The sequence below is a fragment of the Bacillus sp. BACIII genome, from assembly GCF_057836745.1.
The window spans coordinates 2,735,881-2,762,086 of the sequence record NZ_CM174437.1; the positions used below are offsets into that span (position 1 = coordinate 2,735,881).

Here is a 26,206-nt window from a genome sequence, read left to right on the forward strand (position 1 = left end):
CCGGACTCTTTCTTCCAGTCACGCTTCTCCTTTTATTATCTGCTGAAAATAAAACCGATACGTATTGCGCAAAAAGGTTTCAAGCGAAAGGCCGGCGGCAGTCTGATACTTGCCGATGATAAACGGAAAACGGTCACGGCCTTTTTCCCGCAGGACATCGGCGCTGTCTTCACCCAGTTCCGAGATGAGCGATTCGATGACCGGCCAGCAGGCACCCCGCACGGCTTCCAGAGCTTGCTGACTGCCTGTAAGCCGGTATTGCTCTATCAGCTTTGCCAAATCCTTTTCTTCCATATTGTTCACTTCCTTACACCATATAAAAAAGAGGAGCAGCTTTTATAAAGCGGACGCCTCCTCCTGTGACTCCGCATAACCGATGATCTGGCCGACCTGTAATTCCCGGCCTTCAATGAGGTTATCCGAAGGGGTAAACATATCCTTCTCGAATACTAAAATAACGGTCGATCCAAATGAAAAATAGCCCAGCTCTTCACCCGTTTCAAGCCTGTTTCCGGTGTTTGTCTGAACGATGGAATTAATATTCATCGCACCTACCGGAATCATGAGCATCTGCCGGTCACCACGGGTGAGCTCGTACACATAACGGTAATTTTTTGAGAGCACGTCTTTCCCGTACTTCAATCCCATCGTATTGACAGGATACGAGCGTTTCCCCAGCTCGGCCAGCTTCTCATACGTGCAGCTGATGGGGGAATGGAAGCGGTGGTAATGTCTCGGGCTCAGATAAAGCACGGCAAAACGGCCGCCGTTGTATTTGTGATCGGCGTTTTTAAACCCCGTCAGTTCAGCGAACGAATAATCCTTCCCTTTTACCATGAAGGTTTGATTCGGATTAATCATGCCTACCGTCTGAACGACGCCGTCAACAGGACTGACGATGGCGTTCTTCTCTGTTGCCACGGGGCGGAGATTCAAATTAATATCACGAATGAAAAATGATGCCAGTGAATCAAAGTCAGAGGCTGTGCGTTCCGTTTCATTCCAGTTGATGCGATAGTGTTTGGAAAACAGCGGAATCATCGGCTTGCTCAGTTTCGATTCACAGAAGTTTTTAATGAGATGGGACGTCAATGGATTATTAGTCAGTTCAATCAATGAACGATAAAGAACTTTAGCTGCAGTATTAAACATTGATTACTCCTATGAATTTTCCTATAGTAATAAAAATAAAACACCATAAAAACGCTCCGATGGCGGCGAAGCATAAGTAGGTTTTGAAATCCATTCTGCCGATTCCGGAAAAGTAGCAGGTCACGTGTCTGATGCCTGGGATGAAATAACCTAAAATAATGGTGTACGGCCCGTACTTTTTCATCCACCTGTCTACTTTCTCCATCCTCTTTTCCTTCAGGCCGACCCATTTCCCGAACTTATTAATAAACGGCCGGCCGGCTTTTCTGCCGATGAAGTAGCTGATAATCATCCCCACGAGAGCTCCGATAAAGCTGATCAGAATGGAGAGCTCGTAATTCAGCACTTTTATATGGGCGAAGTAGCCCACAAGCGTCATCATGACTTCATCCGGAATAGGCAATCCGATAATACCGAGTGTCAGCATGAGAAAAATCGCGATATATCCGTAATCGGAAATTAATTGCTGAACTAATTCCATCTTCTGCTCTCCAGGTTTTCAGGCGCCTGTTTTTTAAAGTGGGGAAATTTAAGATTGCTGACCATTAAATAACTGAGCGCTATCGTTCCCGCCCCCAGAAGAAAAGCGTTATTGATGAAGCTCAAAATGACAAGACACATCCCCGCAAACGGAATCGGCATCCCGATAAACGTCGGCAGCTTGCTTTGTCCGATATTAAATCTCGAGAGCCGGATCATCCCACAGATGCTGTAGGAAAGCGCGATTAAAATTCCGACGAACGGAATCGTATATAGTGAAACACTGTAAGCGAGCATGGACGGCGCTACGCCGAACGTCACGAGATCTGCAAAAGAGTCAAGCTCCCTTCCCATCTCCGATACCGCGTTCAGCTTACGGGCGGCCAAACCGTCAAAAAAATCAAGAAACATCCCGGTGAAAATAAAGATCACCGCGGAGTGAATATTATGATACAAAAGGGAATGAATCGATAGAAGCCCGCAAATAAAATTTCCAATTGTAATCATACTAGGTATATAATTCACAGTTTACACAAACCTCCAATTAAAACCATATCAAATCGGACTGCGTATGCATAAAGACTCCATTTTACGGAAACATAAAATGAAATTCTTTCAATGCTATCATTCAAATTCTTTTATTATACAGCATTTGGTGTTATTTGAACAATCTAATCTGGTGATTTTTGTTTTTTCGCCGTTCATATTAAGGTAAGCAATCGGGGTTATCTCTATTCTGGATTACCCTGTTTAAATATTTCATGCTGATGATACGGTCTGTCCGCGCTTCACGAATGAAAAGCCGTATGATGTATAGTTATTTCCTTCTCCGTTAAATGAGAACATGACATATAACGATTGCGGACATAAAAAGTTTCATGAATTGAAAAGCCGGCACAAAACGGCCTCATACATTATCTCACAACCCCGTTTTCCAGTATATAGTCTGCCCACACAAAAAAGGCGCCTTACCATTACGGTAAAAACGCCTCTTAAGATAGGTTTATGTAACAGATAAATAACTGAGTGCTTCGGCCGCTCTTTCTCTCGCCTCTTCAGCCGTCTCGGCTGCAGAAAGCGCAACCGCCATACGGCGTCCGGCTTTCGTGACGGGTTTTCCGAATATGCGGACCTGAGTGCTTTTTACCGCCAACGCCTTCTCCACACCTTCAACCGCGTAATCAGCAAGCTCTTTGGGCGCCTTCAGCGGATGGCTTGCCCCCGGCGACAGCTGTGTGATTTCCGGAATCGGGAACCCCATTATCGCACGGACATGCAGCGCGAACTCTGACAAATTTTGCGTCACAAGTGTGACGAGCCCCGTATCATGCGGACGGGGAGACACTTCGCTGAAATATACCTTATCTCCAGTAAGGAAAAGCTCAACTCCGAACAAACCGTATCCGCCGAGCTCGTCCGTGATGCTTTTCGCAATATGTTTCGCCTCTTCAATCTGCTGTTCTGTCATATGATGAGGCTGCCACGATTCAATATAGTCACCGTCTTTTTGTTCATGTCCGATCGGTGCGCAAAAGGATGTACCGTTCGCCGCGCGCACTGTCAAAAGAGTGATTTCGGATTCAAACGGAATGAATTCCTCAACGATGACCCGGCCGTTTTTCACCCGGCCGCCTTCCATCGCCATATTCCAGCAGCTTTCCAGCCCGGAAGCCGAGCGGCACACGCTTTGCCCTTTTCCGGAAGAGCTCATCAGCGGCTTCACCACGCACGGAAAGCCGATTGTTTCCGCCGCTTCTTTAAATTCTTCATATGTATTCGCAAATTCATAGCCGGCAGTCGGAAGGTGCAGCTTCTCTGCCGCAAGCCGTCTGATGCCTTCACGGTCCATCGTCAGCTTCGCCGCACGCGCATTCGGGATGACGTGAAAGCCTTCTTCCTCAAGCTTCAGCAGCTCATCCGTCGCAATGGCTTCCACTTCCGGTACGATCAAGTCCGGTTTTTCTTTTTCAATGACTTCTCTGACCTGCGCTTTATCGAGCATATCGATGACATAGCTTTTGTGCGCGGTCTGCATGGCAGGGGCATGCTCATAGCTGTCAACGGCTACAGTGACAACCCCGAGCCGTTGCGCTTCAATGACGACTTCTTTCCCCAGCTCGCCTGATCCCAATAACAACACCTTTTTCGCCTGATACATGTCCTTTGGCCCCTCCCTTTCTATACCTCCCTCATTATAACGGAAATATTCAAAAAATAAAGACAAGACAGATAACCAAGCTCTATCCTGTCTTTTGCGCTGATTCGAGCGATTCAATCGCCGCTGACACGTCCTTCTCGCCATATTGCCCCATTAAGCATAACGATTCTTCCGCCCGGCAGGCGTGAGAAGAGATGCGGCGCTTGGCTTCCTCATGCATGTCACGGATGCCGAGATCTTGGAGACTGACGGGAAATCCGAGCCGGCGGTAAAACGGAAGCAGCTCTTCAATCTCATGTCTCCGATTCTCAAGCGCAAGCTGCACCAATATGCCGTAAGCAACCTTCTGGCCGTGCAGCACCTGATGTGTCTCCTGAATAAAGCTGAGTCCGTTGTGCACCGCATGCGCCCCTGCCATCCTGCACAAACGGCCCCCATAGCCGCCGACCGTTCCCGCGAGCATAATAATCGTTTCCGCCGTCTGGATGAACGGTACTGACAGCTCGCCTTTCTCCATGCTTCCGACGGCTGCTTCACTGTAACGCAATAACAGATCACGGATATATTCCGCCTGTCTCAGCCCCGCCTGAGCCATCAGCGGCGCCGTCCCCGTATTTCTGATGACCGCTTCGGCCTCATACCATTTCGCCAGCGTATCACCGATCCCGCTTTTCATATATTCAATGGGAGAGGAAAGCAAAAACAGCGGATCAACAATCGTCAAGTAGCTTGAACGCTTATGATAATCCACTCTGATAAAATTGCCGCTCTCATCATATATGACACTTAACGGCGTACTTGCCGCACACGTTCCCGCGATGGAAGGAACCATCACAGCCTCAATATCAAGCCGGTCTGCCGCCGCTTTTGCCAAATCCAACATCGTGCCGCCTCCGATACCGATGATCACATCCGCATTTTTCGCCTGCTCACAGACCTTACGCACCGCCTCAGGTGAACAGTATCCTTTATGCTGAATCACATCCCAGGAAGAACCGCCGCCGTAATCGGAGAACGCCTGATAGGATTTAATTCCGGTCACAATCACGGGTTTTCTGAATGTCTCCAGCAGCCCCGGAAGCTCTTTTGCAATTCCTTCCTTACATATATATTGATTCGGGCCGCTTCGCACGATATCTTCAGGCTTCATTCGAATCTCTCCTCTGGCTGGAATTTATATATATTTTCTCACTTGTCAGAAAATACATCAACCGGAGGTGCGTCAGCGCTTCGCTTCCTCCGCCTCCAAAAACAGCTCATCAAGCCGCTCCAAAGCCTCTGCCTTTTCAAAACTGCTGAACCACAGATCATCATAAGAATCCAGGATGCGGTAATGGTGGGAAATCAAATGCTGCTGCAAGCGGAACTCACCTTTTTTCTCGATGGTTTTCCACCACACCTTGCCGCCCATCGTCTTCCCCTTCGGCCTGTCAATTGTGCGATGGGCAACCGCTTCAATGACCTCCAGCGGATCATCTCCTAATACGGATTGCAGTGTTTCACTTGATCTAAAAAGCGCGCAAACCGCCACAACATGCGGCCATTCCGCAAGCGCCCGCCCTTTCTCAATCTGCACCAGCGCCTTTTTGGAAAGACCGATCACATCCGCCATTTTCTCTTGCGTATAGCCTCTCTCCGACCGGATTTTCTTCAGCTGGACCGAGACAAGCTCAGTCATATAATCTTGATCCATCTCAACCTCCATATTTATCAATATAGCCATTTTACACCGCGTGACGCCATTTTTATATCGGAACATTTTTAAATGAATCAAAAGAATCGGTAAAAAAGTACCATTTTCCTCTTTTTCTCAATTCACGAACAGAAATTGGCATCTTCATGGTAAAATACGGTCGGAGAAAATCAGGCGAAAGGACACTGTAGATGAAATTACTCGAAACCAATACCCTCATTCAATCAGCAAACAGCCGTCTGAAAGCTTATCAAAAAACGAAGGATGACATGATTGCTTTAAAACAGCAGTTTCACGGCATTGCAAATACGGACGCCATGTCAGGGAAAGGCGCGGACGCCATTCAAGCCTTCTATACTGAACAGGCCGCCGGAACAGAGCTTTGGCTTGATCTCTGCGACATGAAAATTACTTTTTTCAAAAGCATCCCAAGAGAAATAGAACAGGCGGGCTTCGGCCGGCATGACTTGCTGGAAGAATCGTTCCTTGATAGTGAGCTTAAGCATGCCGGGCAAAGAGCTTACCATATCATTGATGGCCAGCACGATGAGATCAGCCGAATTTTAGGATCAATTGACGACATTTTGTCCTTATCACCGTTTGACAAATCTTCGGTTACCGGCAAACTTGATGCCGCCGATCACAAAAAACGGCAAACGGCAGAACACTTACATAAACTCGACGCAAAACTGGTTCACGAGTACGCTCAATCTGAAGCGCTTGAACACGAAGTTGAAGCCTTCTTCCGGACGCTGGCCGACTTAACAAGTAAAGCAGGCGGTCCGCAATCTTTTAACGCCAAAGCATTTCACGATACTGACGTATATAAAAGAAAAGACAGCATACAAAAACAAGCCCATCAATACATCAAAATGAAACAGCAGGAAGAAACCGCCTTTTTACAGAAAAAACTGGACCGTATTTCTGACCCGGATGAATATGTAAACATTGCAGAAAAACTCGGGGCTGACAACATGAGCGCCGAACAATTACAATATTACTCAAGCCTCGTCCAGCTAAAAGCCATGCGCCAAGCCGGACAAATGCTCGTCGACGGGGCAAAAGGCATTACGCTGGGGATATGGGATGCAGGAAAAGACGCCGTCATCGGCGCTTACGATTTCGCAATCTGGCTGCAAAGAGCACAAGGACACGCAGGAACAATAGAACAGGCCAAAGCCGGACAAGAACTCATCGGCGCCATTTACAATGCACCGGAAACATTCGATTATATGGTTCAATCCTTCAAAACTTCATGGAATGAAAACATCATTCACGGTGACACCTACAGCCGCACCCACTATATCGCTTACGCTGCTGTCTCCCTCTTAGGAGCAAAAGGCGCCGGAGAAGTCACCGGGGTGACAAGGGCCGGGAGATTTGTGACGAAGGAAGCGAAGACGTTTATTGCGGATCAGAAAAAAGCAGCAGCTGGAATTTACGCAAAAGGAAAAAGCTCGATTTCTCAACCCTGGAAGCCTGCGATTGATGTGAAGCAGGAAAATGTTGTGAGGATTGATCGCGGCGATACTGTCAAAAGAGTTATCCAAACGGACAAGGAAACTAAAATTAAAAAAGGGAACTTTAGTTTTGAGCAAACAAAAGAGTTAACTGGTTTTAGCGATAATATATCAAAACATTTAGAGAAGCATGGCCTTGATCTTGAGAACTTTCATGAATTACGGTTAAAACCAGTATCTGAATTATCAAGTACAGAAATAAAAGTAATGAAAGAGATACGCGATGCCGTGCCTCTGATTAACAAAGATACATTGTTACAAAAAACAATTCCGATACAAGATGTTGAAAACTATTTATCTGGGAAGTACACAGAAATCGGCGGTTATGTTGCTAAGGCAGAGGATGTAGCAAATATACGGATGTATGATGATGTAGTTGAGTCTTCACGTTTAGATTATGCTTTTCCTGACGGGACAAGACCTTATCCTGAAGGCGGAGATTCCTACGCTATGATACGCTTTAAAACTTCTAATCCTGAAGAAATTGAAATTCCATACGGCAAGCAATTCGGAGGAAGCAATAATGATGGTCCTCCTTGTACACAAAATGGATTTACTGGAGCCAGAAATGGAAAAATCATTCCCGAGTGGGTGTTTACTAGGAGAATGAAACCGAAAGCGGGATCTGAGCTATACAAAGTAATAAATGGGCAAGAACAATTAGTAGGTATATTTGACGGGAAAAAATTTATTAAATTATCCAATTAAAAAGGTGATTAAATTGATAAAAAACGGAAATTACTGCATTTTCAAAGGCGAAGAATACGAAATGACAGAAGATATGGATGGTAATCTATTAATCTTAACGGACAATCCTTTATCAATTAAAGAAGGTTTTATAGATAGATTTAATTCAAAAGTTTTTAGTAAAATAGTGACTCCTCATGAAATAACCAATTGTTATAGTATAAGGACCAAGGGAAAATTAGATGGAAAGGTTGTGAATATTTCCAAAGAAACGACCGATCAATATTATATAGGGACTTCAGATTCAATAATTGCTCAAGAATTAGGATTAGAGCAAACTGATAAATATTATTATGATAAATGGATTCCTAAGGATCAAGTAGAAGTTTTCGAGGAAAAAATTGATATTAAGTTTTAAAAAATATCCCTCATGTTACACGTATCACATCAACCACCATTCGACAGAAGGCGCCCGATGCAAAACGAAACACGCTCACTATGTTTAAAGCCTTAATATTAAGGTATATCGCTTTAAAGGTATTAGGCAAAACCGAATCATTTTCATAACCATTAAGTCATCGTTTTTTTGAAAAGAGTCAGCGCCTGCTGTTTTGCCAAGGTTAGAAGTTTATCATCAGCCTCGGTGATCTTTTGCTTATTAAGCCTAGGGACACGCATTGCTGTGAGCAAATTGACGGGGCGGACGCTGGATTATCAGTGCATTAATGTAATACCGGAAAAAATGAAAGAACGATGAAGGAAATGACGAGGCAAACAATATGCTGAACTTCACTCAGCATATGTTATAGCAGGTGGGCCTGACACCGAAACAATAACTGAAAACGTGTAAATAAAGTAAGCGATTCCGATTGATGCAGGATCGCTTACTGCCTTTTTTGAAAATGTCTCCTATGCCCGCCCTAACGTTCCGAAGTTTCAGAGGCGCAGACAAGCTGTCATACGTTTGCCATCTATAAATGAACGCACACTACACGTAATGGAGGGATTGCAATGGACGAAATGGTCCTGGAAACACAGCAATGGCTGAATGAGACGTACAAAGGCAGACACGGGTACAACAAAGTGCCGGAAAACGGAAAAACGGGCTGGGATACTATTTACGGACTGACACGGGCGCTTCAAATCGAGCTTGGTATTTCTGAACCTGCCGATAACTTCGGACCGACGACACAAAGATTGTTTAAACCGTTGAAAAAGCAGGCTCCCGATTCTAAGCCGACAAACATGAATTACATTCTGCAAGGGGCGCTTTGGTGTAAAGGATTTAACCCGGGCGGATTTTCTGGCGTTTTCTATGAAAATACCGAAAGTGCTGTAAAAGAGTTTCAAAAAGCGGCCGGGCTCACTAACCAAGACGGCATCGTCACGGCACTCATTATGAAAGCCTTGCTGGATATGAGCGCTTTTCGGTTAGTAGCGGGAGGAGACAAAAGAATCCGCCAAATCCAGCAGAACCTGAACCGGGATTACAATGACTACATCGGCTTGATGCCTTGTGACGGCTTATATGCCCGCGATACAAACAAGGCTCTCATTTATGCCCTCCAAAAAGAAGAAGGCATGAGCACAAGCGTCGCCAATGGATTTTTCGGGAACGGAACGACCAGCTTATGTCCTACCTTGACTCCCGGCGATTCACGGACAGGCTTTGTTTTGATTGTTCAATACGCGCTTTACTGTAATGGGAAATCATTTGACCCCGGTGAATTCGACGGAAAATACGGCGTCAGCGTTGTATCGGCAGTGAAAGCTTTCCAAGAGTTTATGTGCCTGCCGCAAACAGGTTATGCGGACATGCCGACGATTAAAGCTTTATTATCAAGCTCAGGCGACACAACGCGGGCTGCTTCGGCTTGTGACACTGCTGCAATTATAACGGCAGATACGGCTGAAACTTTGCGTGAGAATGGCTATAAAATCGTGGGAAGATATTTGACCGGGAATGTGCGGACAAGCAGCGGACTGACATCGAAGGCCTTGACGTCAAAAGAGCTTTCCACTATTTTCGATGCCGGCTTAAGCGTTTTTCCGATTTATCAGGACGGCGGCTATGAATCTTCTTATTTTGTAAAAGATCAAGGAACGAGAGATGCTTACAGCGCTGCATCAGCCGCCCGAAGATTAGGTTTTCCGTCAGGCACGACCATCTACTTTGCCGTCGATTTCGATGCGTATGATTATGAAGTCACAGATAAAATCATCCCTTACTTTCAAGAAATCAAGTCAGCTTTTATGAAAATGCAGGCGTTTTCAACTGCGCCGAAATATGAAATCGGGGTATACGGACCGAGAAACATTTGTATCCGGACGGCAGAAGCAGGTCTGACCAAATATAGCTTTACAGCTAACATGTCGACCGGATTCAGCGGCAACCTCGGATACCCGATGCCGAAAAACTGGGCTTTTGATCAATTTTATGAAGGAACGATCGGAAGCGGAGCGGGAAAAGTCGCCATTGACAAAGACGGTTACTCCGGAAAAGACTCAGGTGTAAGCAGCGTCCATCCGCCTTCTGATCCTGTGTATGACGCAAGACTGCGTACACTGACGGACATTTTAACAACCATTCCCGCTTTAGAAAATGTACCGAATCTTGCGAATGCCATGTTTGAATTCGACAAGACTGAAACCATTTATGCATCACCTGAAATGGATATTCTATTATCAACTTCACTTTTGGCAACAGTGCCGAGTGAAGGTTCTCCCAACACAGTTACCATTACAAATGGCAAACCGGGAGCTTATATTACCGGTCTGATGGGAGATTCACAAGTCTCTTTTACAGCATCACAAATTGATTCCTATCAAAACCTGCTTAACAGTCTGAGCTTGTCAGTCCGCAACGGTTATTTAGAAGTATACGTCAATCCGGCTGCGGGATCGCTGAATATCCAATTTAAAATCTATACACCTGATATTCCGGTCGGTGACAGTGCTACAACTGGACTAACAACGACCATTACATTTAAAATAAAACAAAAGAGCTTCAGGCTGCCGGATTCCGAAGAGGTTTACTCTCCGGATTGGGATTCTGTCGTGAATACCATGGCCATTGCAGGCGCAGGAATTATTGTTATTGTAGGTATCGGTGCTTTAGTCGTTTTAGCGCCTGAATTAGGGGGAGCTGCAGCCTTGTTCAGCACGGTTTTATCACTATTTCTATAATTGAACAGGCAGCTCCTTGCTCCGGGAATGCTCAATGAGTATTCTTGGAGTTATTTTTTAAGGAGGATTCATATGAAGATTGACATGCAGACATACAAGGAAACCGTTCAAAAAATAGAAAGCGATTTGCTTCCGCGAAGTCAAAATGACAAAGAACTGCTTACATATTTAACGACACAAGATTCGCTCACACTCAATCAAATGAAGATGTGTTTCACTGAACCGCAGCTCACCTTCAACCATACAGTCAAGATTGTATGCACAGTCACTTTCATCACGTTATATATCTTTTTTTTCAGCACTCATTTTAATGATTTGATTGAAATGGCGCTGCAAATGGTTTTTGGTCTGGCCGGCCTTGTTTGGATTTTTGCCGTATTTCCGTTTTCAAGGAAAATCCAAGTGTCTGACCGTTTCAGACAAAAATCTGAAAACACCCGTATTACCGGAATGATAGACTTCGTCCTCGAACAAAGATACAAAGACATGATCAGTTAAAAAACCCCTCCGCTTAAGGGGTTTTTTATTATGCAATCCTTTCATCCCCTTGCCAAAAAAGGCTCTTCCCCACTGGAAATAACCGGAACACCCAATTTCATTCTCAATATAATGTGGTAGTGGATCTGTAAAGAAAGAAGGGCTACATGATGGGTATCATTAATGGCAAAATGTATATTGACCGATTGAACCAGCTTAAAAATGAGATTTGGCTTGACGGCGAAAAGATCGAGGGACTTATTTCTGAACATCCCGCATTTAAGGGCCTTCTGGAAACGAAGCGCTCTCTTTATGATTTGCAAACGAAACCGGGCATGAAAGACGAGATGACATACAGTCTCCCCGGTAAAAAAGAACGGGCCGGGCTTTCATACCTGCAGCCGAAAACGAAAGAAGACGTCAAAAGAAGAAGAAAGATGTTCGAGCATTGGGCCAAGCACACGCACGGAATGATGGGACGAAGCCCGGATTACATGAATACCGTGCTGATGAGCTTCGCCGCCTCTGCCGCGCTTTTGAAAGACCGGGAGCATTGTTTTCCGGAACATGTTCAGGCGCTGTACGAACGCGCTGTCACACAGGATCTTTCTTTTACGCACACGTTTATCACCCCTCAGGTGAATCGTTCACAAATGGACGTAAACGTATCACCAACACCGATCTCCGCAAAAGTGGTCGAAAAAAATGAAAAAGGCCTCGTCATTCACGGCGCCCGGATTTTGGCCACACAAGGCGGCCTGACGGATGAAGTGCTCGTGGTTTCCCTGCCTAAGATGTATTTTGAATCAGATGAAGCGTTCGCTTTTTCCATTCCTTCCAATACAAAGGGCGTAAAATTCATCTGCAGGGAATCTTTCGTACTGGGAAAATCATCATTTGATTATCCGCTCAGCTCAAGATATGAAGAAATGGATTCCATCGTTGTATTCGATAACGTTTTAGTCCCTTGGGAACGCGTATTTTTTTATGATAATTACGAGGCGGCTTATGACTTCAATATGAAAAGCTCTTTTAACGCTTTCGCATTTCATCAAGTCATCACGAGACAAATTGTAAAGACGGAGTTTCTCCTGGGTCTTGCCCAAACGCTTGTCGATGCGATAGATGTCAGCGAGTTTCAGCATATTCAGGCTAAGATGGCTGAAATCATCACCGGTCTGGAAACGATGAAAGCCCTTTTGGAAAAGTCGGAGAATGATGCCGAAACAGATGAATGGGGATATATGCGGCCGAGTGTCACTCCGCTTCGTGTGGTCAGCGCGATTTTCCCTGACATCTACCCGCGCTTCACAGAGATCATTCAGCTGATCGGGGCAAGCGGAATGGTGACTTTGCCGACTGAAAAAGCGTTTCATTCAGACATCAGAGGAGACCTTGACCAATATTTACAGGCAACTGAATTGAATGCCGAGGATCGGGTGAAAGTGTTCCGTCTGGCATGGGATTTGACCATGAGCCCTTTCGGAACAAGACAGACACAATATGAGCGGTACTTCTTCGGTGACCCCGTCCGCTTGGCCAGCCATCTGTACAATAGCTATCCGAAAGAAGAACAGACCGCTGTCATCAAGGACTTCCTGAACATTCATAAATAAAACAAAGCAGAGCCTCATCTCTGCTTATCATAGCTGGATCGGCTGCCGCCGATCCTATTTTTTATTTTGACTGATCACCACCATCGTAATATGCGATAGCGCGAAAGAGACAAGGGTGTACACAAAGGCCCATCCGATAAACGAGAAATTCAATACGGTAAAAGTGCATATAAGGCAAACGGCCAAAGCGGCAGCCGGCATAATAAACGCGTTTTTAAACAGATATGTTCCGGCCACTGACAAGATGATGATACAAAGCGGCAGAACACCGAACGCAAAATCCAATTCATCAATCAACAGAGGCACTCCTTTCCCTTTTCTTAAATCGGCCTACCACATCTTATGCCTGAGTACAAAAACAAGTACTTCAAATCCTTTCGCGCTCACGCTGATATTCCCTTCGGTTATTTATTCAAAAAAATGAAAACTTTTCTTAAAGCGTTTACATTTATGCCAGACTGTGATAATTTAAGAAAGCGCTATCATACACAAGTTAATGATTTTTGGATGGAGATGAGGAGAACCAGGAAACCCCGCCCTTTCACAAGGGTGATTTCTGGTTCTTTTTATCATTTTCAAGGGAAGGGGTCTTACATACATCATGATAGACGTTCAGCAAAGGGGAGGATATGATGTTTCAGTTGTTCAAGCCGGCTCCGCATATTGAGAGATTGGATGATTCAAAGACGGATGCGGCCTATAAACGGCTCAGGCTGCAAGTATTTTTGGGAATTTTCATCGGGTATGCCGGGTATTATTTGCTCCGCAAAAACTTTGCCTTCGCTATTCCTTACTTTCAGGAGCAAGGGTTTTCAAAAGGGGAACTTGGCTTGGTGCTAGCGGCCGTATCAATCGCTTACGGCTTCAGCAAATTTATTATGGGGATGGTGTCTGACCGCTGCAACCCGAGATATTTCCTTGCAACGGGTCTGTTTTTGTCAGGTGTCGTAAACATTTTATTTGTTTCCATGCCATGGGTCACGTCAAGCGTGACGATTATGTTTATTTTTATGTTTATTAACGGGTGGTTTCAAGGGATGGGCTGGCCGCCTTGCGGACGGACGATGGCTCATTGGTTTTCCATCAGTGAACGCGGCACGAAAATGTCGATATGGAATGTCGCCCATAACATCGGCGGAGGTATTCTCGCCCCCCTCGTGACTCTCGGCATCGCCATGTTTGTTACTTGGAAAAGCGTGTTTTTCTTTCCGGCTATTATCGCCATTGTCATTTCATTTGTCATCGTTCTTCTCGTTCGTGACACGCCGCAATCCTGCGGGCTGCCGCCGATTGAAGAATACCGGAATGACTATCCGAAACATGCGTTTAAAGACCAGGAAAAAGAAATGACGACCAAAGAAATTCTTTTTAAATACGTGCTGAATAATAAATTTCTGTGGTATATCGCATTTGCCAATGTGTTTGTTTATTTCGTGCGGTACGGAGTCGTTGACTGGGCGCCGACTTATTTGACGGAAGCGAAAGGATTCTCTCCTGAAGACTCCAGATGGTCTTATTTCCTTTACGAATACGCGGGAATTCCGGGCACGATTTTGTGCGGCTGGATCAGCGACCGGTTTTTCAAAAGCCGCCGCGCGCCAGCTGGCGTACTGTTCATGGCCGGCGTATTTATCGCTGTATTGGTCTACTGGCTTAACCCTGCCGGTCATCCGCTCATCGACAATATCGCGCTGATCAGCATCGGGTTCTTAATCTATGGACCTGTCATGCTGATCGGGCTTCAGGCCATTGACCTCGCGCCTAAAAAAGCGGCGGGAACGGCAGCCGGCTTAACCGGGTTTTTCGGCTACATCGGAGGCTCGGCTTTTGCCAACGCCATCATGGGTTATGTTGTAGACCGCTTTGACTGGAACGGAGGCTTTATTATGCTTGTCACCTCATGCGCGCTGTCCATCGTCTTCTTGGCTATGACGTGGAATACCGGCAAGCGGGCGGAGCATGTATAAGAAAACAACATAAAAGATTAATATTTTTGCAGTACAGAATTTACAACGATTTTCTACGCTAGAGACAGATATTGATTTTTTAAGGGGGAAGAAAACATGCGGAAACATAAGTTGCTTGCTTTGGTATTGCTTTCATTCGGTTTATTGTCATTCATCGTCACGCCTGTATCGGCGGTGGGAAAAGGAAACCTTTTGTCTCCTGACAGAATGTTAACCATTGCCCATCGCGGTGCTTCGGGGTATGTCCCGGAGCACACGATCCTTTCTTATGAAACTGCGCAAAAAATGAAGGCAGACTATATTGAATTGGATTTACAAATGACAAAAGACGGCAAGCTGATCGTCATGCATGATGAAAAACTGGACCGCACCACAAACGGACACGGCTGGGTGAAGGATCATACATCAGCCGAGATTCAAAAGCTCGACGCTGGCTCTTGGTTCAATAAAGCCTATCCGGAAAAAGCTAAACCGCAATACGCCGGACTTCACGTTCCCACACTTGATGACGTATTAAAACGATTCGGCAGACATGCAAATTATTATATTGAAACGAAGGCGCCTGAAACGTATCCGGGTATGGAAGAGAAACTGATCGCTTCACTGAAAAAATACAAATTGGCAGGTAAGCATGCGAAACTTGGACAAGTGATCATTCAGTCTTTCAGCAGGGACAGCCTTCTGAAAATCAAAAAGCTCGATCCGAAACTTCCCGCCGTCCAATTGCTTGAAGCGGATCAGATGACGTCAATGACTGACGCTGATTTAGCGGACATCAAAACCTATGCCGTCGGAATCGGGCCGGATTACAAAGCGCTGAACGCTCAAAACGTCCGGAACATACGCAGCCACGGCCTTTTGCTCCACCCTTATACCGTAAACAGCGAAGCGGACATGCGCCGCCTGCTGGATTGGGGCGTAACCGGTGTGTTCACTAACTATGCGGATATATTCCAAAAGGTTAAAAAAGAATACAAATCATAAAGCCAGCATGGGTTCGGAGATGATGCCGAATCCATGTTTTGCCCGATAAAGCAAACGCCATCATGGGTTATGTAGCGGGCGGAGCATATTATTAAAAGGCTGAAACTCATCTTAATTGTAAAAAGGTATCACTGTAATGATGAATTACTTGTGATACCTTTTTAAACAAAGGAATATAATTATTTATTTCTATTATCTATTTTCTTTCTTATACTATTAGTAATAGACGATAATACAAGTGATACTAAACCATAGACAACCACCCATCCCCAGAAGGATAGATTAAAAACAGTGAACATTAATATGACTGAAACAACTATACTGACAATCGGCATTATATACACTTTTTTGAAAATATAAGTGAATATAATCGATAAAACGATAATGGAAAGTGGTAAGATACCAAAAGCAAGATCTAGCTCATCCATTATTATTCTCCTTTTCTAATTTGATTGTTGGTAACTTAGTTTCCCCTAAGTGTACCAATTTACCTCATGACCTAGCCATTCCACACATCTTTGTTTTTCTTAATCATAAAGAAGTCATATTCAGAAACATGGGTATTGTTAATAATTTTTTCAAGTCCTCTGATAGGAGTAGATTTTAATTTTTCTCCACTTTTATAAGAGTAAGAATTAATCACATATTTCCCATCCTTATTTAGTTCTAACAAGAAAATTTTAGACTCATCAAAATAAGTGAATTTTGCTTGGTTTTCAAATTTTGTCGATCTATGTAATGGAAGTTTTTTCTTCGGCTTCATACTTTTCAGATCAAAAGTATAAAGTATTGAATTAGCTGCCAAATGATATAAAGTGTCATTTTTCACAAAAAAGTTATTAGTGGAAAGAGGAATTGCCAGTTGAGAAATTTCATCAGGGATATGATAACTGCCTAAAGAATATGCCCCTTTGAACTTATTATGCTTTAAATCTATTTCTGCTACTTTGAATTGTACCTTACTTGATTTATCCGTTTGGTTATATAGTATAAAAAAGGCTGAACTCTTTTTAACTATTATCTGTGAATAAACACTCCAATCTTCTTCATTTAATATAGGAATTGTTGTTCCTTTCCCTACTGTAACTTTATCTTTATCTATTTTAACATCCTGGAAAGTCGGTGTTTTGACTGAAGAATCTTCATTTATCACGTAAATATATTCACCGTCATTACCGGTACTTGTATAGAAACCCGGAATAATTTTTTCATGAAATCCATTGCTGTTACCCCATCTGATTAAGCTATTATAATGGTTTTTACCGACTTCTTGATTATTCAAAAAATAAAATATATTCCCTTTTATTAAATGACCCGATGACTGCCCATAACTTGTATGTACTTGATGTTGCATCGGGAATTTCTTAAAGCTATCGCCTATCATATAAACTTCTTTTTTGTCCTGTCTAACTATGTTTTTTTCATCTTGTGCAATAGTTCCAACTTCAATAGCATCTCCTTTCACAGCTGTTGCTGCTCCTTTTTCATCAATATATACAGTATAACTTCCATCTTTAGGGTAATCTATTGTAGCTGAATAATATACAGCTGCAATTTTATCATTCAAGAAATTCTTTTCCTTTTCTGTTTTAGTTTGTTTAACATTAGAAACTGTATTAGTATATTTAAAAGCTCCGATACATATAAATGTACCTATTAATAGTATGACAGCAATTATAATTAACCACTTAATTTTGTTCAAATATAATCTCACTCCTTAAAATAATATGACTCCCTAAATAAACTTAGGGAGTGAAAATAATTCATCAAAATGTTTTAATAGTTTTTGTATAATTGGAATCTCTGATGTCTCTTGGATAGACACCCAGACCTTTATCTTTATCCATATCTATACCAGCCTTTAGCTTAAAAGCTGACCATAATAGTTTTGAACAGTTTTTATCACCATAATGACTCGATTTTCTATTTGTTGCAAAATTATATGAATAACCATCCTTCCCAACCCTGCTGTAACCCCAATTTACTGAATTATTTTTTTTAGAACTAGAAACTTTCACATTTTGAATTACAGCATTTTTTTCGACCTTACGTTTCGAGGAAGCTATTGCACGAACACCTTTTTTAGGGACCGATTCGACAATTTGATTTCCCTTATAGTACATACCGACATGTCCATGAGGAAGCCCAAAAGTAGATGCAGGTGTATAGTAAACATTACCTTTAGAGCTTGATCCTATAATTTTCGGCCCGCTATTCTTGCCCATTGTGCTCATTCTATTACTTTTATCTTCTTCTTTATCTAGCTTTTCTTGCTTCTTTAATTCAGTTTTAATTTCCTCTAAGATCTCATTAGATGTTTTATTATCTTGTTTAACTAGATCATTAACAGATTCAATTAATTCTTTTTTCGACAGATTCGGATTCATTTTCAATATGTAGTTTACTGTTTCTGAATTATACGAGTCTACAGCCTTAACACTCGTAAAACCTCCAAACACTAAGGGAGTAACGATGCATAATGTTGCAAAAAATTTTCGCATTTCCATACTTATTACCTCCAACTATTTGTTTATTCTCCTATATTTTAATTTATTATACAATTATTGTAAACACAACTTACGTACTGTATTTTCTCTGCGGTTAATAATTTGCTTTGTCTTAAAAACTTTGACTTGGAGTAAAGGAAAACGGATAAAGTTACGGAGAAGAAAGAAATATAAAAGATTAATAGTTGATAGTTGCCCAACATATCTTTACATTCATTGTTTAGTATGGAAGACAGTTATTGATAAGACGGAGAAATTATGAGGAAAAAAGAATACTGGCCTTGCTTGTTCTGTCGTTAGGCTTGCTCATTCATCGTCACGTCTGTATCGAGCCAGCATGGGTTCGGAGATGACGCCGAGTCCATGTTTTTTTACGCGATCAAAAAACCCTTGCGGGAAATGTCCGCAAGGGTTGTATCAATCATTATTCTTTTCCGGCAGCAGCTTCGGCCTGTCCGCCTTTTAGTTGATCGTTGATTGCTTTGGCGTCTTTCAAATACTCAGTCTTGAATCCGCTCTTCAGCGCCCACGCATAGAAGACAAGGGCAACGATTGCGATCAGCCCCATATCCCAGCCGTACGGAATGATGTTCAGACCGCCGAATTTTTCACTTCCGAGCCATGAAATGGTCATCATGCTGAGCAGATAGACAACCATCCAGACGCCGCCTTTAAAGTTTCTGCGGAATCCTTTCCACTTCGCTTTCGCTTGGTAGTAAAAGTAAATCGGCAGGCCGATCAAAATGATAAACAGCACCTGCCCCGTTAGCGGCCAGCGCGCCCAATACAGCACGAGAGACGCGAACACGAAGCCGAGCGGAGCAACCACGCTGAGGCCTTTCAGACGGAGAGGCCTGTACAAATCCGCCGCCGTCCGCCGCAGCGTCATCACCGTCACAGGACCCGTGATATAAGAAATCAGTGTCGCAACGGAAATGATTTCAGCAAGCACGCCCCATCCTCTGAATAAAAACAGAAAGATAAACGATACGATCAGGTTAAAAATCATCGCTTGGCGCGGCACGCCGTACAGCGGATGAAGCTTTCCGAAAATGCTCGGCATATATTTATTTTTTTCCATGCCGTAAATCATGCGGGACGTCGTAGCGGTATAAGTGATACCGGTTCCTGACGGAGATACGAACGCATCCGCATAAAGAATAATGACAAGCCAGTTGATATTCAAGGCGATCGCCAAATCGGCAAATGGAGAGTTAAAGTTCAGGTGACTCCAGCCGTGAACGATCATAGAAGGTTCAACCGCACCGATAAACGCGATTTGCAGCAGGACGTAAATGACGGTTGCGACCAACAGCGAACCGACAACCGCAATCGGAATCGATTTACCGGGATTTTTTGCTTCTCCGGCCATGTTAATCGGGCTTTGAAACCCGTTAAACGCAAAGACGATACCTGATGTCGCCACTGCCGTCAGCACGCTCGCCCAGCCATTCGGCGCAATGCTTGACCCGGATGTGAAATTTCCGCCGTGAAAACCGGTAAACAGCAGCGCTCCGATTGTCAGCCCCGGAATAATGATTTTAAAGATAGTAATCAATGAATTCGCTTTTGAAAATAAGTTAACTGTCCAATAATTCAGTAAAAAGTAAATAATCAGCAATACGGACGCAAAGCCGAGACCCTCTCCCGTAAGTGTGCCGTTGTGAACGAGATTGCCTGTCCATTTCGCCCACTCCCACGGCCATGAGCTCATATATTGAACGGACGCGACCGCTTCCACAGGAATAACGGAAACAATCGCAATCCAGTTTGCCCATCCTGCGATAAATCCAATAAATGATCCGTGAGAATATTGAGTATATTTTACCATTCCCCCGGCTTCCGGGAACATTGAACCTAATTCACTGTAAGAAAGTGCGATAAACAGAATAACGATCATACCGATAATCCAGGAAATAATTGCGGCAGGTCCCGCAATCTGAGCCGCCCGCCATGCCCCGAATAACCAGCCAGAGCCAATCATTGACCCAAGTCCGACCATCATGAGTGCAAACGTTCCCATTCTGCGATGTAATTGATTCATAAAGTTAACACCTTTCAATTAAAATATGACTCCAGCGCTATCATATATTTATAATATTATTCTGAAAATAGTTTTGTCAATCTTTATCGCATTAAAGCAGGAATCCAAAAATTACCCTTTGATGTTTAAACAGCCGTCAAGCGGGAATAACTACTGCAAGCCAGAAATAGAAAGGAGTTTTTATCATGAAACAAAAACTGCTCATTTCAGGACTTGCCGTGTCGACTGTCGGAGTGACTTCCTACCTGCTCAAAGATAAATCAAACCGCCAAAAGGTGAAGGACTTTATCCGCAATATGAAAACATCGCTTTCAGGGAAGCACGATATTGAATCATTTCCCGTCCACAAAGCAGGCAACCCGCATCCCGAAGATATTGAAGATAACAAAATGGTATCCGAAGGCTCCATGTATCCGGTTCAATACTACGATGACAAGAAGAAATAATCTGTTCCCATGCTGCCCGGCCGTATAAACGGCGGCAGCTTTTTTATGCAGACGGCTTTTTATAGATCCGCCAATATTGGCGCGGCCCTTGATCCCGCACGGTAATGCCCAGTTTGGATATTTCCGCTTTCAGTTCTTTCGCATCTTCGGTTTCATCCTGCTTCAGCGCCTTTTCCCTCGCTTTTAAGAGAGCGTTTGCCCCAGGCTCCAAATCCGGCATGTCCGGCACCCACCGTTTGTATTCTTCTTTAAAAGGATCTTCCGTCCCCAGCCAGAACATACCCATGCCTGCGAAACGCATCAGCCGCTTTTTCAGCCGCCGGCTCAAGCTTTTCCCGAAAAAGCTCCTGCCCTTCAGTGCCTAATAAGACAAGATACTTCCCATCCGTAAACACACCGGAAATGCTGTCTTTCGAAAACACGCTTTCTTCATTATATATGGTTAAGGACACCTCACTGTCCGTTACGACTGCCACAAGACTTTCTTTAAAAGCTGCCCGCGTCAGCCACACTCCCCCAATTAAGCCGATAACGGCGGTTGTTGCCGCAGCCTTCCATCCGTGAAAAGATGCGATGATTTCTAGCACCCCGTGAAAAGGCAGCCAATCCAATGTAACGGCCCATTTCGCAATGACCGGCAGAAACCAGCCGATGACCAGACCCAATAATGGCGGCACAAGGAAAACCAAAGCTTTCTCAGCCGATGACAACTCAAGAACCGTCTGTTTTTTTGTTTCGTTCATTTTTCTCCTCCATTTGTATTTGTTACAGCAATCCATTATACAAAGGTTTGGATGATACCGTAAACTGTTTCCGGCACAAAAAAAGCCTCCGTCAGCGGGAGGCTTTTTAAAACAGCAGTTCATACACTTCATTCAATTCCATTGTCCGCTTTTCATCCTGCTCGTTCTCAGCATATTTGATCTCCTTCTCAAGCACCTGATTCAGCGCATCCATTTCCAGATCATTAAGATCCTTCACGAACTCGCCCTCATTTGCATAATGCTTCACCTGCAGCTTTTTATAAATCCCGCGGCAAACATCATGCTCCAAGTGGTTCGAAAGCGACTCGCGCAAATACCCGAGTGTCGTGTCCATCATGTAAGCCCTCCCTTTTCTTTAGGAATAGCTTCCCGGAAAGAGAGAAAAACTATACATGAAAGCGCGGCTGTTTTAACTCTGTACCTGAATGGAGAAAAATCCGCTGCTTAACGGTGTGTACGGCCCATTCAGCCCCGTTGCGGAGAAAGAGAACGTTCCTGAACTGACATAAGAAAGAGGAACGCTGTAATATTTAATGTAGCCTGTAATGATATTGCCGTTTTTCGTATATTCATCTTCCAGCGCTTTTGCCGTGAGATTTGTAATATTCGTTCCGTTGTTAAACGCCTGAATCGTGTTATTGTTCGGATACCCTTGGAAATATACAGCTAAATACCCGGTTGTGCCCTTCATCGGTTTTGATGCGCTGATTTGGTTCGGTCCGATATTTTCCCATTGATAATTCTGTCCGTCAGACGTCACACCGATAATACGGATTTGTGTTAAAGCAGGAGCGGGCGCCGCAGACGCTGACGGCATCCACAACCCGCTCACAAGCAACAAAACAGCGGCGGCCGCGGCGAATAATATCACGATTCTCTTTTTCATGTTTCTTCCTCCTCTTGTCATATTTTCATAGAACTCTATTCTATTTTACATGATTCCAAAGGAAAAAGATTACATTCCAAAAAAGAGTCTGGAAAACTTTGTGAACTAGATATGAAACGCTCTGGAAACACCATTGATGATCAGAAAGATGCCGCAGATTCTTAACACGACTCTCGAACTTCTGTCATCTTTACCGAAAAAGGTTTTTCCGAGCCAGCCGATCCATACGTTCATTGCGGCTCCAGCGAGTAATTCTATCATTCCGATGATTTCTGCCATATACAAAGCAGCCATCCTCCTAACTGTGTTTTTTCATATTGCGGTTTATCAAATAGAGTGATAAGGCCAGTGCCGCTGCGCCGGCGGCAAGAAACAGGCTCAAGGGGGCAATCTGTGCGCTGTCTCCGCCATTGTTTTGAAATGCGCCGATCACCCATTTTTCAGGGGTAAGCAACGACAGCGTCCGCATATACTCCGGAGCCGCATCTAAAGTGAAGAAAGCCCCTCCCAATAAACCCGTGACAGCGATAAAAACAGAAGCAAGCGATGTGAATTGCTTTTGGCTCTTCATAAACGGGATCACCGCCATCGTTACAGCAGTCAGCGCAAATACACAGGCCGCAAGCATTGCTCCCGCAGCAAGAACGTGATCGGCAAAACGGATATGCAGCATGAATGTTCCGGCACCGAGAATCACTATAATATGGAGAAGTCCGAAAAGATACGCCGCCGCAAATTTAGAGATTGCATATGCCGTATAGGACACGGGCGTGCTCAGCAATCTGGCATATGTATGATTTTCTTTTTCGTCTATAAATGATCGCAAGCTTTGAACCGCAACGAACCAGATAAACATCACTAGAAATCCGATAAGCCTGTCAGCCGCTTGTCCGCCTGCATAAATGTGCTGGCGGTCAACGGTTACGGCAGAATGGCTTTGGATATCCTTCAACAGGTCAGCCGCCGCCTGCTTAGCGTCAGTGTGCAGCGTGCGGGACATCACTGCCGCATCGCGGACGATCTTTTTCAGCGTGCCCGCCTGCTGCGCAATCAGCTGCTCTGTCAAAACAGCATCACCCTTTTCTTCATTCTGTATAAATGAAACGTTCAATTCATCTCCGGAAAATAATGTCTCTTCAAAATGAGTTCCGATCAGCACTCCGAAGGAAATATCCTGATGATTAACCTTTGTTTTTAAAACATCCTCCGTGACCTTCGTGACTTTTACATGGCCGGCTGTCTGAATCATGTTCATCAATTGTGCTGAAAAGACACTCTGATCCTTATCAGCCACATAGACTTCCTTCTGCTGACTGTCATCGGCAGAAAAGGAAAAGAGATAAGTCAGAAGGAGCGGGACGGAAATAGTCGCAAAGATCGCAACCCGATTCTGTAACATCAGTTTCAGCTGATGTCTGATCATAAATAACAGCTGCGTCATGAAACAGCCTCCTTCCGCTTAAACACCCATATGGTCAAACATAAAAACACGGCGCCGATGGCGGAAAGCTCTGCCAAATCCGCCGAAATACCGCTCAGACCGGCATGCTGCGTGACACTTACGTAGCTGTTGATCGCTTTGCCGTTCGGTATCAGCTCCTGCACGATTTTCAAACCGGCAGGCAGGCTGTCTTTTGCGATAAAACTTCCGCCTAAAAAACTGAAGCCATACAGAATAGGAGCCGCCATGCTTGAGACGGTCTCGTGGTTTTTTGCAGTAAACCCCCAAAGAAGCACGATACTGCCGACCGCAAATGAATAAACGATCGTAACCAGCAATATTTCAAATAAATTGCCCCATTTCACATGGTACAAGATGCTGCTTGCGATGATGACGGCAGCCATTTGTATAAGGATGGCAAACATGATCCCCAAAAGCTTTCCAGCCACGTACTGGATATGTAATACAGGCATTGATTTGATTCTGAACAATGTGTGCTGCTGCCTTTCTTCCACTATGCCGTGAATGAGCGCAAAAGCGGTCATGATAGAGAACATGACAACCATCGCGATTGAATAATACTGCATCGCATCAATCGGAGCCGCGTGATGGCCGGCCGACTGTTTCGGAATGGACACAGCCTGTCCGCGCTCAGCGGAAAGTCCGCTCATTATGCTGCCGACTTCCTCCTTTGACAGATGTCCCGACTGTTTCAGCACCGTTTTTTCTTCGCTGCTTTCCATCTTTACTCTGGTGACAAACGAATCGGCCATCATCTCAACAATGTCTCCGTTTACAGAGCCTTGTTGGTCTGAAATGACGTTGATACTTGTTTTTTCATTGTGTTCCGCCGCTCTTGCAAAGCCTTTCGGCACGTATACAAAAACCGAGACTTTGCCGCTTTCGACAAGCTGTTTCCCTGCTTGGTAACCGCTTATGTCTTTTACACGGATGAGACCATTTTGTTTCAGAACGTCATTCTTTAATGTGTCTCCCAAAGCACTCTCCGCGTGATCCGCATTATAAAACGCGATTTTAAATGACTTCGCTTTCGAATCGCCGTGAAAAACCGTTCCTAAAATAAAAATCATCAGCGCCGGAAATAGAATCAGTTTTATATAGAAGGACTTTTCTCCGGCCATTAACCGAAAATCTAATAAAATCAGCCTGAGCAATGTTTTCATGACGCCCCCTGTGAATCCCGCAGCGTTTTGCCGGTAAGCCGGAGGAAAATGCTTTCCAGATTGGCTTCCTCGAAATGAATACCCTTAATGGTGATACCGGTTCTTCTGATATCATCCGCAATATCAAGGATATTCCGCTCTGCCGCGGAAACGAGCATCGAAATGGTCTGATGGCTGACGGCGGCTTCGGAAACACCGGGAATGCGGCGGATTTTTTGTACGGCATCATCATTCAGACCCTCTGCATTCACAATCAGGGTATCAGAGGCTTCCGCTGACTGTTTCAATTCGTCTTTCGTTCCGCAGGCAATGATTGAGCCGCGGTCCATGATCGCCGCTCTTTCACATAGATATTCGACTTCTTCCATGTAATGGCTCGTGTAGATGACGGTCATTCCTTTTTCTTGATTTAACGTCTTAACGGTTTCAAGAATATGGTGTCTGGATTGCGGATCAATTCCGACGGTCGGTTCATCTAAAATGAATAGTTTCGGTTCGTTCATCAGGGCAGCACCGATATTCACCCGTCTTTTCATACCGCCTGAAAATTCAGACACCCTTTGGTTTCGCTGTTCCTTTAATTCGATGATGTCCAGCACTTCATCGATCCGCTTATCGAGCTCCTTACCGGAAAGTCCGTACAGGCTCCCGAAAAAAGCCAAATTATCCTTTGCGCTTAGCGCTTGATACAAGGCTATTTCCTGCGGGACGATACCCATCACTTTTTTTATGGCCGCTGGCTGTTTTTGTAATGACATTCCATTAATGCAAATGGTTCCGTCCGTCGGTGAGAGCACGGTGCTGATCATTGACACCGTTGTTGATTTACCGGCGCCGTTTGGTCCCAGCAGACCGAATATCTCTCCTTTTTCGACGTGCAGCGATATATGATTGACAGCGGTAAAATCGCCGTACTTCTTTGTCAAATCGGTTAATTCAAGCATTCGTGCAGCACTCCTTGTGTCATGTCTGCACTTATTCTACTCTTGGCGATCCTTGTTTTCTATTCACTTT

Annotated in this window: 26 protein-coding genes and 2 pseudogenes; 9 read left to right on the forward strand and 19 right to left on the reverse strand. The window is 44.3% G+C overall.

What is annotated here, in order from left to right; genetic code table 11:
* Nucleotides 1-18: 18 nt before the first annotated feature.
* The 7 genes from ACXN9U_RS13235 to ACXN9U_RS13265 all read right to left on the reverse strand — a co-directional run bounded on the left by ACXN9U_RS13235 (nt 19) and on the right by ACXN9U_RS13265 (nt 5,483).
* Complete coding sequence (locus ACXN9U_RS13235) at nt 19-294, reverse strand: hypothetical protein (protein WP_060963691.1); 276 nt, start codon at nt 292-294, stop codon at nt 19-21.
* 42 nt (nt 295-336) lie between these two features.
* The gene (locus ACXN9U_RS13240) at nt 337-1,152 is read right to left on the reverse strand and encodes a phosphatidylserine decarboxylase (RefSeq protein ID WP_489201772.1); all 816 of its coding nucleotides are present in this window, start codon (nt 1,150-1,152) and stop codon (nt 337-339) included.
* On the reverse strand, nt 1,145-1,633 hold the full coding sequence (locus tag ACXN9U_RS13245; protein ID WP_489201773.1) for a DedA family protein: 489 nt from the start codon (nt 1,631-1,633) through the stop codon (nt 1,145-1,147). The genes ACXN9U_RS13240 and ACXN9U_RS13245 overlap by 8 nt, the downstream gene beginning before the upstream one ends.
* Nucleotides 1,624-2,157 (reverse strand): CDP-diacylglycerol--serine O-phosphatidyltransferase, encoded by a 534-nt coding sequence (pssA, locus tag ACXN9U_RS13250; protein ID WP_060963694.1) that lies wholly within the window; start codon nt 2,155-2,157, stop codon nt 1,624-1,626. Before pssA ends, ACXN9U_RS13245 begins: the two co-directional genes overlap by 10 nt.
* 478 nt (nt 2,158-2,635) lie before the next feature.
* The gene (gene purT, locus ACXN9U_RS13255; protein ID WP_489201774.1) at nt 2,636-3,790 is read right to left on the reverse strand and encodes a phosphoribosylglycinamide formyltransferase 2; all 1,155 of its coding nucleotides are present in this window, start codon (nt 3,788-3,790) and stop codon (nt 2,636-2,638) included.
* Nucleotides 3,791-3,872: 82 nt separating this feature from the next.
* Complete coding sequence (locus ACXN9U_RS13260) at nt 3,873-4,940, reverse strand: iron-containing alcohol dehydrogenase family protein (protein ID WP_489201775.1); 1,068 nt, start codon at nt 4,938-4,940, stop codon at nt 3,873-3,875.
* 72 nt (nt 4,941-5,012) lie between these two features.
* Complete coding sequence (locus tag ACXN9U_RS13265; RefSeq protein WP_016936884.1) at nt 5,013-5,483, reverse strand: helix-turn-helix transcriptional regulator; 471 nt, start codon at nt 5,481-5,483, stop codon at nt 5,013-5,015.
* A 191-nt stretch (nt 5,484-5,674) separates the two neighbouring features.
* Here ACXN9U_RS13265 and ACXN9U_RS13270 point away from each other — a divergent pair, with 191 nt between their 5' ends.
* The 6 genes and pseudogenes from ACXN9U_RS13270 (at nt 5,675) to hpaB (ending at nt 12,969) form a co-directional block, all read left to right on the forward strand.
* Nucleotides 5,675-7,711, forward strand: a complete 2,037-nt coding sequence (locus ACXN9U_RS13270) for a T7SS effector LXG polymorphic toxin (RefSeq protein WP_489201776.1) — start codon at nt 5,675-5,677, stop codon at nt 7,709-7,711.
* A gap of 13 nt (nt 7,712-7,724) precedes the next feature.
* Entirely contained in the window at nt 7,725-8,108 is a 384-nt protein-coding gene (locus tag ACXN9U_RS13275; RefSeq protein ID WP_060963698.1) for a hypothetical protein, read from the forward strand.
* Between the two features lie 57 nt (nt 8,109-8,165).
* Nucleotides 8,166-8,441, forward strand: a pseudogene (locus ACXN9U_RS13280) (AraC family ligand binding domain-containing protein); the annotation flags it as partial.
* Between the two features lie 260 nt (nt 8,442-8,701).
* Entirely contained in the window at nt 8,702-10,876 is a 2,175-nt protein-coding gene (locus ACXN9U_RS13285; RefSeq protein WP_060963699.1) for a glycoside hydrolase domain-containing protein, read from the forward strand.
* A gap of 72 nt (nt 10,877-10,948) precedes the next feature.
* Nucleotides 10,949-11,374 (forward strand): hypothetical protein, encoded by a 426-nt coding sequence (locus ACXN9U_RS13290; protein ID WP_045926326.1) that lies wholly within the window; start codon nt 10,949-10,951, stop codon nt 11,372-11,374.
* Between the two features lie 149 nt (nt 11,375-11,523).
* Nucleotides 11,524-12,969 (forward strand): 4-hydroxyphenylacetate 3-monooxygenase, oxygenase component, encoded by a 1,446-nt coding sequence (gene hpaB / locus ACXN9U_RS13295; RefSeq protein WP_489201777.1) that lies wholly within the window; start codon nt 11,524-11,526, stop codon nt 12,967-12,969.
* Nucleotides 12,970-13,023: 54 nt separating this feature from the next.
* On the opposite strand, the gene ACXN9U_RS13300 is transcribed toward hpaB, so the two are convergent.
* Nucleotides 13,024-13,266, reverse strand: coding sequence for a DUF2651 family protein (locus ACXN9U_RS13300; RefSeq protein WP_060963701.1), 243 nt, complete (start codon nt 13,264-13,266; stop codon nt 13,024-13,026).
* A gap of 335 nt (nt 13,267-13,601) precedes the next feature.
* On the opposite strand from ACXN9U_RS13300, the gene glpT reads away from it, so the two are divergent.
* Nucleotides 13,602-14,936: a glycerol-3-phosphate transporter gene (gene glpT, locus ACXN9U_RS13305; RefSeq protein ID WP_016936892.1), complete on the forward strand. Its 1,335-nt coding sequence runs from the start codon at nt 13,602-13,604 to the stop codon at nt 14,934-14,936.
* 96 nt (nt 14,937-15,032) lie between these two features.
* The gene (locus ACXN9U_RS13310) at nt 15,033-15,920 is read left to right on the forward strand and encodes a glycerophosphodiester phosphodiesterase (RefSeq protein WP_489201778.1); all 888 of its coding nucleotides are present in this window, start codon (nt 15,033-15,035) and stop codon (nt 15,918-15,920) included.
* A 179-nt stretch (nt 15,921-16,099) separates the two neighbouring features.
* Here the strand turns inward: ACXN9U_RS13310 and ACXN9U_RS13315 are convergent, their stop codons facing one another.
* From ACXN9U_RS13315 to aimA, 4 genes are all read right to left on the reverse strand, one after another.
* On the reverse strand, nt 16,100-16,348 hold the full coding sequence (locus ACXN9U_RS13315) for a DUF2651 family protein (RefSeq protein WP_060963703.1): 249 nt from the start codon (nt 16,346-16,348) through the stop codon (nt 16,100-16,102).
* Nucleotides 16,349-16,419: 71 nt separating this feature from the next.
* Nucleotides 16,420-17,622: a hypothetical protein gene (locus ACXN9U_RS13320; RefSeq protein ID WP_060963704.1), complete on the reverse strand. Its 1,203-nt coding sequence runs from the start codon at nt 17,620-17,622 to the stop codon at nt 16,420-16,422.
* Between the two features lie 64 nt (nt 17,623-17,686).
* Entirely contained in the window at nt 17,687-18,427 is a 741-nt protein-coding gene (locus ACXN9U_RS13325) for a hypothetical protein (RefSeq protein ID WP_060963705.1), read from the reverse strand.
* Between the two features lie 424 nt (nt 18,428-18,851).
* Nucleotides 18,852-20,471 carry a glutamate/serine transporter AimA gene (gene aimA / locus ACXN9U_RS13330; RefSeq protein ID WP_045926328.1) on the reverse strand — a complete coding sequence of 540 codons (1,620 nt, stop codon included), beginning with the start codon at nt 20,469-20,471 and terminating at the stop codon, nt 18,852-18,854.
* Between the two features lie 185 nt (nt 20,472-20,656).
* On the opposite strand from aimA, the gene ACXN9U_RS13335 reads away from it, so the two are divergent.
* Nucleotides 20,657-20,917: a hypothetical protein gene (locus tag ACXN9U_RS13335; protein WP_016936895.1), complete on the forward strand. Its 261-nt coding sequence runs from the start codon at nt 20,657-20,659 to the stop codon at nt 20,915-20,917.
* 43 nt (nt 20,918-20,960) lie between these two features.
* Here the strand turns inward: ACXN9U_RS13335 and ACXN9U_RS13340 are convergent.
* From ACXN9U_RS13340 to ACXN9U_RS13370, 7 genes and pseudogenes are all read right to left on the reverse strand, one after another.
* Nucleotides 20,961-21,660 (reverse strand): annotated as a pseudogene (locus ACXN9U_RS13340) (YqeB family protein).
* A 106-nt stretch (nt 21,661-21,766) separates the two neighbouring features.
* Nucleotides 21,767-22,015 (reverse strand): sigma-G-dependent sporulation-specific acid-soluble spore protein CsgA, encoded by a 249-nt coding sequence (locus ACXN9U_RS13345; RefSeq protein WP_029575245.1) that lies wholly within the window; start codon nt 22,013-22,015, stop codon nt 21,767-21,769.
* 75 nt (nt 22,016-22,090) lie between these two features.
* Nucleotides 22,091-22,567, reverse strand: coding sequence for a DUF4879 domain-containing protein (locus ACXN9U_RS13350; RefSeq protein ID WP_060963707.1), 477 nt, complete (start codon nt 22,565-22,567; stop codon nt 22,091-22,093).
* A 105-nt stretch (nt 22,568-22,672) separates the two neighbouring features.
* A complete protein-coding gene (locus ACXN9U_RS13355) occupies nt 22,673-22,852 on the reverse strand; it encodes a hypothetical protein (RefSeq protein ID WP_060963708.1) in 180 nt (59 codons plus the stop codon).
* A 13-nt stretch (nt 22,853-22,865) separates the two neighbouring features.
* Nucleotides 22,866-24,008 carry an ABC transporter permease gene (locus tag ACXN9U_RS13360; RefSeq protein WP_489201779.1) on the reverse strand — a complete coding sequence of 381 codons (1,143 nt, stop codon included), beginning with the start codon at nt 24,006-24,008 and terminating at the stop codon, nt 22,866-22,868.
* Nucleotides 24,005-25,192, reverse strand: a complete 1,188-nt coding sequence (locus ACXN9U_RS13365; protein ID WP_489201780.1) for an ABC transporter permease — start codon at nt 25,190-25,192, stop codon at nt 24,005-24,007. Before ACXN9U_RS13365 ends, ACXN9U_RS13360 begins: the two co-directional genes overlap by 4 nt.
* A complete protein-coding gene (locus ACXN9U_RS13370; RefSeq protein WP_489201781.1) occupies nt 25,189-26,136 on the reverse strand; it encodes an ABC transporter ATP-binding protein in 948 nt (315 codons plus the stop codon). Before ACXN9U_RS13370 ends, ACXN9U_RS13365 begins: the two co-directional genes overlap by 4 nt.
* Nucleotides 26,137-26,206: the final 70 nt, after the last annotated feature.

Excerpts from the sequence above, each read along its gene's own strand:
- ACXN9U_RS13235 (WP_060963691.1), bottom strand. The coding sequence starts at position 294 with ATGGAAGAAAAGGATTTGGCAAAGCTGATAGAGCAATACCGGCTTACA.
- ACXN9U_RS13240 (WP_489201772.1), bottom strand. The coding sequence starts at position 1,152 with ATGTTTAATACTGCAGCTAAAGTTCTTTATCGTTCATTGATTGAACTG.
- ACXN9U_RS13245 (WP_489201773.1), bottom strand. The coding sequence starts at position 1,633 with ATGGAATTAGTTCAGCAATTAATTTCCGATTACGGATATATCGCGATT.
- purT (WP_489201774.1), bottom strand. The coding sequence starts at position 3,790 with ATGTATCAGGCGAAAAAGGTGTTGTTATTGGGATCAGGCGAGCTGGGG.
- ACXN9U_RS13260 (WP_489201775.1), bottom strand. The coding sequence starts at position 4,940 with ATGAAGCCTGAAGATATCGTGCGAAGCGGCCCGAATCAATATATATGT.
- ACXN9U_RS13265 (WP_016936884.1), bottom strand. The coding sequence starts at position 5,483 with ATGGATCAAGATTATATGACTGAGCTTGTCTCGGTCCAGCTGAAGAAA.
- ACXN9U_RS13270 (WP_489201776.1), top strand. The coding sequence starts at position 5,675 with ATGAAATTACTCGAAACCAATACCCTCATTCAATCAGCAAACAGCCGT.
- ACXN9U_RS13285 (WP_060963699.1), top strand. The coding sequence starts at position 8,702 with ATGGACGAAATGGTCCTGGAAACACAGCAATGGCTGAATGAGACGTAC.
- ACXN9U_RS13290 (WP_045926326.1), top strand. The coding sequence starts at position 10,949 with ATGAAGATTGACATGCAGACATACAAGGAAACCGTTCAAAAAATAGAA.
- hpaB (WP_489201777.1), top strand. The coding sequence starts at position 11,524 with ATGGGTATCATTAATGGCAAAATGTATATTGACCGATTGAACCAGCTT.
- glpT (WP_016936892.1), top strand. The coding sequence starts at position 13,602 with ATGTTTCAGTTGTTCAAGCCGGCTCCGCATATTGAGAGATTGGATGAT.
- ACXN9U_RS13310 (WP_489201778.1), top strand. The coding sequence starts at position 15,033 with ATGCGGAAACATAAGTTGCTTGCTTTGGTATTGCTTTCATTCGGTTTA.
- ACXN9U_RS13315 (WP_060963703.1), bottom strand. The coding sequence starts at position 16,348 with ATGGATGAGCTAGATCTTGCTTTTGGTATCTTACCACTTTCCATTATC.
- ACXN9U_RS13325 (WP_060963705.1), bottom strand. The coding sequence starts at position 18,427 with ATGGAAATGCGAAAATTTTTTGCAACATTATGCATCGTTACTCCCTTA.
- aimA (WP_045926328.1), bottom strand. The coding sequence starts at position 20,471 with ATGAATCAATTACATCGCAGAATGGGAACGTTTGCACTCATGATGGTC.
- ACXN9U_RS13335 (WP_016936895.1), top strand. The coding sequence starts at position 20,657 with ATGAAACAAAAACTGCTCATTTCAGGACTTGCCGTGTCGACTGTCGGA.
- ACXN9U_RS13345 (WP_029575245.1), bottom strand. The coding sequence starts at position 22,015 with ATGGACACGACACTCGGGTATTTGCGCGAGTCGCTTTCGAACCACTTG.
- ACXN9U_RS13350 (WP_060963707.1), bottom strand. The coding sequence starts at position 22,567 with ATGAAAAAGAGAATCGTGATATTATTCGCCGCGGCCGCCGCTGTTTTG.
- ACXN9U_RS13360 (WP_489201779.1), bottom strand. The coding sequence starts at position 24,008 with ATGACGCAGCTGTTATTTATGATCAGACATCAGCTGAAACTGATGTTA.
- ACXN9U_RS13365 (WP_489201780.1), bottom strand. The coding sequence starts at position 25,192 with ATGAAAACATTGCTCAGGCTGATTTTATTAGATTTTCGGTTAATGGCC.
- ACXN9U_RS13370 (WP_489201781.1), bottom strand. The coding sequence starts at position 26,136 with ATGCTTGAATTAACCGATTTGACAAAGAAGTACGGCGATTTTACCGCT.